At 72.3% G+C, this 7,013-nt stretch carries 7 protein-coding genes; all 7 read right to left on the bottom strand.

Features of this window, described 5'->3' with window-relative positions:
* Positions 1–802, bottom strand: an 802-nt coding sequence (locus GU5_RS0104095) for a ribokinase (RefSeq protein WP_010524309.1), incomplete at its 3' end; no start/stop codon positions are given.
* Complete coding sequence (locus GU5_RS0104090) at positions 799–2,472, bottom strand: dihydroxyacetone kinase family protein (RefSeq protein ID WP_010524308.1); 1,674 nt, start codon at positions 2,470–2,472, stop codon at positions 799–801. The genes GU5_RS0104090 and GU5_RS0104095, both read right to left, overlap by 4 nt.
* Before the next feature lie 64 nt (positions 2,473–2,536).
* Positions 2,537–3,409, bottom strand: a complete 873-nt coding sequence (locus GU5_RS0104085; RefSeq protein ID WP_010524307.1) for a dihydrodipicolinate synthase family protein — start codon at positions 3,407–3,409, stop codon at positions 2,537–2,539.
* Between the two features lie 97 nt (positions 3,410–3,506).
* Positions 3,507–5,003, bottom strand: a complete 1,497-nt coding sequence (locus GU5_RS0104080) for a tripartite tricarboxylate transporter permease (protein WP_010524306.1) — start codon at positions 5,001–5,003, stop codon at positions 3,507–3,509.
* The gene (locus tag GU5_RS0104075; RefSeq protein WP_010524305.1) at positions 5,000–5,509 is read right to left on the bottom strand and encodes a tripartite tricarboxylate transporter TctB family protein; all 510 of its coding nucleotides are present in this window, start codon (positions 5,507–5,509) and stop codon (positions 5,000–5,002) included. Before GU5_RS0104075 ends, GU5_RS0104080 begins: the two co-directional genes overlap by 4 nt.
* 25 nt (positions 5,510–5,534) lie before the next feature.
* Complete coding sequence (locus GU5_RS0104070; RefSeq protein WP_010524304.1) at positions 5,535–6,500, bottom strand: tripartite tricarboxylate transporter substrate binding protein; 966 nt, start codon at positions 6,498–6,500, stop codon at positions 5,535–5,537.
* 27 nt (positions 6,501–6,527) lie between these two features.
* The gene (locus tag GU5_RS15810) at positions 6,528–6,968 is read right to left on the bottom strand and encodes an FCD domain-containing protein (protein WP_255348836.1); all 441 of its coding nucleotides are present in this window, start codon (positions 6,966–6,968) and stop codon (positions 6,528–6,530) included.
* Positions 6,969–7,013 lie beyond the last annotated feature (45 nt).

Below are 7,013 nucleotides of genomic sequence, written 5' to 3'. Positions count from 1 at the left end.
AGCGGGCGGCGATCTCCCCCGCTTCGGCCGGCGCATCCCCGCACGTCAGGCGCCCCAGCAGGGCCCCGGCGAAGGCGTCGCCGCAGCCGGTGGTGTCCACCGCATCGACCGGCACTCCGGGGATGCGGATCGGAGACGCGTCGGCCCGGTGGACGGTGGCACCGTCGCCGCCGTGGGTGATCACCGCCGTCCCCACGCCCAGGGCGGCCGCGACGTCGGCGACCTCCGACGGCGCGCGGCCGAGCAGCCGGGCGGCCTCGCCGTCGTTGACCACCACCATGTCGACGTCGCGCAGGTCCACCGGCTCCCCGGACAGCGGCGAGGCGTTCAGCGCGACGGGCACTCCGGCGGCGCGCGCCCGAGCGGCCGCCTCGCGGACGGTCTCCTGTGGGACCTCCATGCTCAGCAGCAGCCAGCTCGCATCGGCCAGCAGCTCCGCGGAGCAGTCCTCCGCCCGCAGCTGCGCGTTCGCCCCCGGGAGCACCACGATGGTGTTCTCGCCGTCGTCGCGCACGCTGATGAACGCGGTCCCCGTCGGCTCCGAGCCGCAGGAGACCCCGTCGGAACGCACTCCGGCCTCCTCCAGCACACGGACCGCCTGCTCGCCGGCGGCGTCGGGTCCGGACCGGGCCACCAGGCAGGAGGTCGCCCCGACCAGGGACGCCGCCACCGCCTGGTTCGCGCTCTTGCCGCCCACTGAGGTCTCCAGCGTCGACGCGGTGAGCGTCTCGCCCGGGCGGGGGAACTCCGGAACACGGATCGTCAGATCCTGATTGACCGACCCCATGACCAGCAGCGTCATGCCGGACCCTCCTGAACGGCGGCCAGCTCCTCGAGGAAGTGCACGGCGGCCGCGCTGCCCGGATCACGATGACCCTGCGTCCGGGCACCCTGCCAGGCGGCCCGTCCTCGCCGGTTCTCCCAGGCGTCGGACTCCTCGAGCAGCTGCCGCGCCCGCTCGGCCAGTCGCGCCGTCGACGCGCCCTGCGGTTCGTCCACCAGCGGCGCGAGCACGTCCAGGACGGTCTTGTCGCCGACGACGGCGCCTCCCCGGGCGGCCACACGGTCGACGAACGCCGCGAGGGCCTCGCGTCCGGCCTCCTCGATCCGTCGGTCGCCCAGGGCCTCGGCCGCGGCGAGCGCCCCGGCCCCGGTCAGCGCGGCGAAGGTCGAGGGGTTGGCCTCGGCGAAGACCCGGGCGGCGACGCGCAGGACGTCGCGGTCCTGGGCGTCGGCCGGCAGCTCCTCCACCGCCTGGACCACCGCCCGGGCTCCGGCGGTGACGGTCAGCCCCAGGTCGCCGTCGCCGACGGCGGCGTCCAGCTCCCGCAGCTCCTCCTCGTGGGCGAGCATCGCCGGCATGACGGACGCCAGCAGCTGCCGCATCCGGCTCGGAGACCCGGTGCGCACCACGTCGGTGCCGACGCCCTCGCCGCGGTCGGGCGTGCGCTGCCAGGCCGTCTCGCCCGTCGAGCCCGCGCGGTAGAACGGGGAGTCGGCGGGTGCGGCCATCAGGGCCTCCAGCTCCTCGTCCAGCGGCAGCACGGTGACCGAGGCTCCGGCCATCTCCAGGCTCGTCACGTATTCGCCCACATGCCGGTGCACGATGCTCACGCCGCGCTCCTCCAGGAGGCGGGCGAGCCGGCGATAGAGCACGTAGAGCTCCTCGGCCGGCGTGGCGCCGAGTCCGTTGACCAGCATCGCCACCCGACTCCCCCGGCTCAGATCGACCTCGGCCTGAAGCTCGGCCAGGAATCGGTCGGCGATCCGGTCCGCCGACTCCAGCGGACCGCGGTGGGTGCCCTGCTCCCCGTGGATGCCCACGCCGATCTCCATCTCCCCGGCGCCCAGCTCGAACGTGGGCTCGCCGGCGGCCGGCAGGATCGTCGGCGCGAGGCCGACGCCCAGGGTGCGCATCCCGTCGACGGCCTTCTGGGCCGCACGGGCGACCTCGTCCAGCGTCCACCCCTGCTCGGCGGCGGCCCCTGCGATCTTATAGGCCAGCACGAGTCCGGCGATCCCCCGGCGGGTCTCGCGATGCTCGGGCGCCGCCGAGAGGATGTCGTCGACGCCGATCACGGTCCGCGTGGGGATGCCCTCGGCGGCGAGCAGGTCGGCGGCGAGGTCGAAGTTGTAGACGTCGCCGCCGTAGTTCCCGTAGAGGAAGAGGCATCCGGCCCCGCCCTCCGACTCCCGGGCGGCCCGGTGGACCTGGCTCGCCGAGGGTGAGGAGAAGACGTTGCCGATGGCCGCTCCCGAACACAGCCCCCGGCCCACGTAGCCGAGGAACAGCGGCAGATGGCCGGAACCGCCGCCGGTGATGATGCTGACCCGGCCCTCCTGCGGCGCGTCGGCGCGCACCATGGCCCGCCCCTCGGCGTCGGCGGGCCGCAGCCGCTCGGCGTGGGCGTGGTAGATGCCGTCGAGCACCTCGTCGACGAAGTCGTCGGGGTCATTGATGATCTTGCGCACAGCATGGTCCTTCCCTCAGGGGCGACGGCCGTAGGACGACCGTCGCCGGTGGACGTCGACAGGGTCAGGCGGGCACGACCTCGGCGACGAGGTCGGCGATCCGTCGGCGGTCGTCCTCCGGCGCCGCCGCGACCGCCGAACGCACCGGGCCGGCGGCGAAGCCGCGGGCGGAGACGCCCGCCTTCAGGTGGGTCAGGCTCCCCGCATTGACCGCGGCCACGGCCCGCTCGACGTCACGCTGAGCCGACCGGAGAGCCTCCGCGTCCCCGGCACGGAGGGCATCCCGCACGCGGATGAACGGCTCGGGGTAGACCGAGGAGACGCCGGAGACGATCCCGTCGCCGCCGGCGGTGCTGAACCACTCGAAGGAGACGTCGTTGCCGGAGTAGACGGTGAAGCCCTCCGGACGCTCGCGCAGGAACGCGTCGACGCGCTCGTCGGACTCTCCGCTGATCTTCACTCCGGCGACACCACGCGCGGCGAGCCTCGCCAGCACCGCAGGCTCCGAGGGCGTCGTCGTCCGGGCCTCGAACAGGTAGGCGAAGACGTCCGCGCCGTCGGCCGCGGCGACCACCTGCTCGTAGTAGTCCAGGACCGCCTCCTCCGGCGCCGGGTGGTAGTAGGGAGTGACGGCGGCCAGCAGCTCGGCACCGCGCGACCGGGCGGAGCGGGCCAGTGCGGCCGCCTGGTGCGCCGAGGGGGCGCCCACGTGGAAATAGGTCCGGGACGGTCCGAAGACCTCCAGGGAGACGTCGAGCACCTCGAACCGCTCCTCGTCCGAGAGCGTGGTGAACTCCCCCGTCGTCCCGGCGGAGAAGATGGCGTCGACGCCGGAGTCTCGCAGCCAGCTCAGGTGGTCGCGGATCGCGGCCGGATCGACCGAGAGGTCCTCGGAGAACAGAGTCGGCGTCGCGGAGATGACGATCGGACGGGTCATGAGGGGGTATGTCCTTTCTCAGGGGTGAGGTGCAGTACGAAGGTGAGTGCAGCGTCGGCGCGGGGCATCCCCCGGACGGCGCAGCTCGCGTCGAGGGTCAGGAGACGGGCCGGCGATCCCGGCGTCGGCTCCGCCGCAGGCGACGCAGCGCCGGCGGAAGGGTCACCGACGCCACGGCGACGACGAGGAAGGCCAGCGCGATCGGGCTGGTCAGGATCTCGGAGACGCCGCCGATCTCCAGGGCGCGCCGCAGGTTGGCCTCGGCGAGCTCGCCGAGGATCAGGCCCAGCACCACCGGGGCGGCGGGGAACCCGAGGCGTCGCATGAAGAGTCCGACGACGCCGGCGACGAGCATCACGGCCACGTCGACCACGCTGTTGTTCACCGCGAAGGTGCCCACCAGGCAGAAGACGATGACCACGGTCCAGAGGTAGTGCGGCGGCAGCTCGAGGAGCTTGGAGACGCCTCGCATGCGCAGCAGGCTCAGGACCAGCGTCAGCACCGTCGCGAGCGCCATGATGCCGGCGATGGTGTAGACGAGGTCCGGCTGGGAGGCGAAGAGTCCCGGGCCGGGGTTGAAGCCCCAGATGACCAGCGATCCGATCACCACCGCCATCACCGAATCTCCCGGCACGCCGAGGGCGAGCGTGGTGCTCACCGACGGACCCAGTGTGGCGTTGGAGGCGCTGTCGCCGGCGGTCAGCCCCTCCACAGAGCCGCGGCCGTACTCCTCGGGGGTCTTCGACAGGCGTCGGGAGGCCGACCACGACGTGATCCCGGCGATGTCGCCGCCGGCGGCCGGCAGGGCGCCGACCACGGCTCCGATGCCGGTGCCGATCAGCGCCGGCTTCCGCATCCGTCGCCGCTCGGATCGGTTCGGCATCCAGCGACCGAGGTTCTTGATCGCCGTCGCCGTCCCCGCGTGGTGGGTCAGCATCTGGTCGAACACGTCGGCGATGCCGAAGAGTCCGATGATCACGGCGATGAACGGCAGCCCGTCGGAGAGCTCCAGCACCCCGAAGGTCATGCGCTCGGCCCCGGTGATGGGATCCCGGCCCACGGTGGAGAGCACCAGCCCGAACGCCGCGGCCGCCAGCCCCTTCAGCAGGTTGCTGCCCGAGACGCCCACGACCATGGTCAGGCCGAAGACGACCAGGGCGAACATCTCGGCCGGACCGAAGTTCAGCGCCATCCGTGACAGCGGGATGGCGGCGAAGATCAGCACCAGCAGGCCGCCGAAGGTCCCGAAGGCCGCGCTGAACGCCGACGTCGTCAACGCGATGCCGGCCTTGCCCTGCTTCGCCATCGGATAGCCGTCGAACGTCGTGGAGATCGAGGCCGGCGTGCCCGGGGTGTTGACCAGGATGGCGGGCACGCGATCGCCGAAGTTGGCCGCGACGTAGATCGTCAGCAGCACGGCGAGTCCCGGGATCGGGTCCATGGTCAGCGTGAAGGCGCTGGCCAGAGCCACCGACATCGTCGCCGTGATCCCGGGGAACGCGCCCACCAGCATGCCCGCCAGAGCGCCGACCAGGATGCACAGCAGGACCGTGGGGTCGGCCAGGGCGCCCAGTCCCTCTGCCACCGCGCTCATACCGGCACCCTCAGCAGGACGCTGAACAGCAGCCACAGCACCGTCGTGGTGATCACCGGGAAGACGACGAGTCCGGACCAGCCGCGACCGCCCCCGATCGCCACGAGGGCGGCGACGAGGAGGACGGTGACCAGGCGGAAGTCGAAGAACTGCCAGAGGGCGCCGTAGATCAGCACCGCACCCAGCGCCAGCAGGATCCGACGGACCCCGCCGCGCTCGGGTGCGGCGGGCGCCTCGTCGGCGCCGACGATCAGCGCTCGGGCGCCGGCCGCGAGGGAGAAGAGCATCACTGCTGCTCCGGAGAGCTGGGGCCACCATCGAGGACTGAACTGTCCGTCGATGTCCGGGATCTCGATGGTTCCGGCCAGGGCGACGACGCCGGCCCCGGCCAGCAGCCCCGCCGCCGGAGCGAGCAGGCCGCGTCCCGGCGACGGCGTGCCGGCGGCTGCCGCACGTCGGGAGCCGGCGTCGTCGGTCCCGTCGGCCGATTCGGAGGTCGCTGTCATGTCAGTCCTCATCGCTGATCGCTGCTCACTCCGAGAACAGGGACTCGAAGCGGGCGTTCTCCTCCTCGTAGAAGGACTGGAACTCCTCGGGTCCGACGTTCACCGCGATGTTGCCGGAGCTCTCGATGGTCTCGACGAACTCCTCGCTGTCGGCGGCGGAGCTGATCGCGTCGACGAGAGCCTCCCGCACGTCGTCGGGCAGCCCCTCGGGAGCCCCGATGGCTCCCCAGCCGCCGATGCTGACGTCGTAGCCCTGCTCCTCGGCGGTCGGCACGTCCGACATGGCGTCGGCGCGCTCGTCGTCGAGCACCGCCAGCACGCGCAGCTGATCGTCCTCGGCCGCGGTGGCGGTCTCCGAGACCCCGGCGACGACGGCGTCGACCTGGCCGCCGACCGCCGCGGTGACCGCGGGGGCGCCGCCGTCGAAGGGCACGGGGTCCAGCTGGGTGCCGGCCTCCTCGTTCAGCGCGCTGGTCGCGGCGTGCCAGATCGAGCCGGTGCCGGAGTTCGCCACGGAGAGCTCCTCGTCCTCGGCGGCGGCGAGCAGATCCTCCAGAGTCTCGTACTCGCTGTCGGCGGGGACGGCGATCGTCGCCGGCACCGAGACGATCTGGCCGAGCGGCTCGTAGTCGGACGGATCGATGTCATAGCCCTGGTGGCCGAGCATCACCGTCTCCACGGGCAGGTAGCCCAGCGTGTATCCGTCGGCGTCCTGCCCGGCGAGATGGTCGAGCCCGACGGAGCCGGCGCCGCCGCTGCGGTTCTCCACGACGATCGATGCGTCGAGCTCGTCCTCGAGCTCGCCGACGAGGGTCCGGGCGGCGAGGTCCGAGGCGCCGCCGGCGTCGTAGGGCACGACGACGGTGATGTCCTCGGACGGGAAGTCGGCCGTCTCGTCGTCGCCCTGCCGGTCGGCGCAGCCGGTGAGGGCGAGGAGCCCTGCCGCGCTGACGGCGAGGGCGCGGATCGGTGTGTTCGAGATGCGGTGCATGGTGTGTCCTTTCTGGGAACGGTGACGTCAGCAGGTCGTCGACGAGTCGTCGGCGTTCCCGTCATCGGGTTCACCGGCATAGTCGCGACGGACTCTGCGTCGGGAGGCATCGAGGTGGTCTTCGAGTTCGGCGAGGGCGGCGGCGTCGTTGCCGGCCTCGATCATGGTGGCCAGCTGCTCATGGCGGATCTTCGCCGGCTTCAGGTCGGTGTGGTCGAGGTTCGCCACGAGCAGCAGGTTCTCGATCGTGCGCTGGTACTGGCTCCAGACGTCGTGGATCCGGCGCAGCTCGGAGGACCGGAGGAAGGCACTGTGGAACTGCATGTCAGCACGGGTGAACGCCGCAGGGTCGCCGTCGTCGACGGCGCTTTCCATCTCGGCGACGGCGGCCCGCAGCTCGGCCACCAGACGACTCCGGTGCTTGCGCGATCCGGAGTCCAGGGCCATGTGTTCCAGAGCCGACCGCAGGGCAACAGCTCGTCGACGTCGTGAGCGTGCAGACCGATCGACGTG

This window comes from Nesterenkonia sp. F (assembly GCF_000220985.1).
In the GTDB taxonomy this organism is placed as follows: Bacteria; Actinomycetota; Actinomycetes; order Actinomycetales; family Micrococcaceae; genus Nesterenkonia.
The sequence above is the reverse complement of the archived record's forward strand: the minus strand, read 5'-3'. Positions and strand labels throughout refer to the sequence as shown.

What these genes read in the sequence shown, in the direction of transcription:
- GU5_RS0104085 (WP_010524307.1), bottom strand. Translation starts at nt 3,409, where the DNA reads ATGACCCGTCCGATCGTCATCTCCGCGACGCCGACTCTGTTCTCCGAG.
- GU5_RS0104080 (WP_010524306.1), bottom strand. Translation starts at nt 5,003, where the DNA reads ATGAGCGCGGTGGCAGAGGGACTGGGCGCCCTGGCCGACCCCACGGTC.
- GU5_RS0104075 (WP_010524305.1), bottom strand. Translation starts at nt 5,509, where the DNA reads ATGACAGCGACCTCCGAATCGGCCGACGGGACCGACGACGCCGGCTCC.
- GU5_RS0104070 (WP_010524304.1), bottom strand. Translation starts at nt 6,500, where the DNA reads ATGCACCGCATCTCGAACACACCGATCCGCGCCCTCGCCGTCAGCGCG.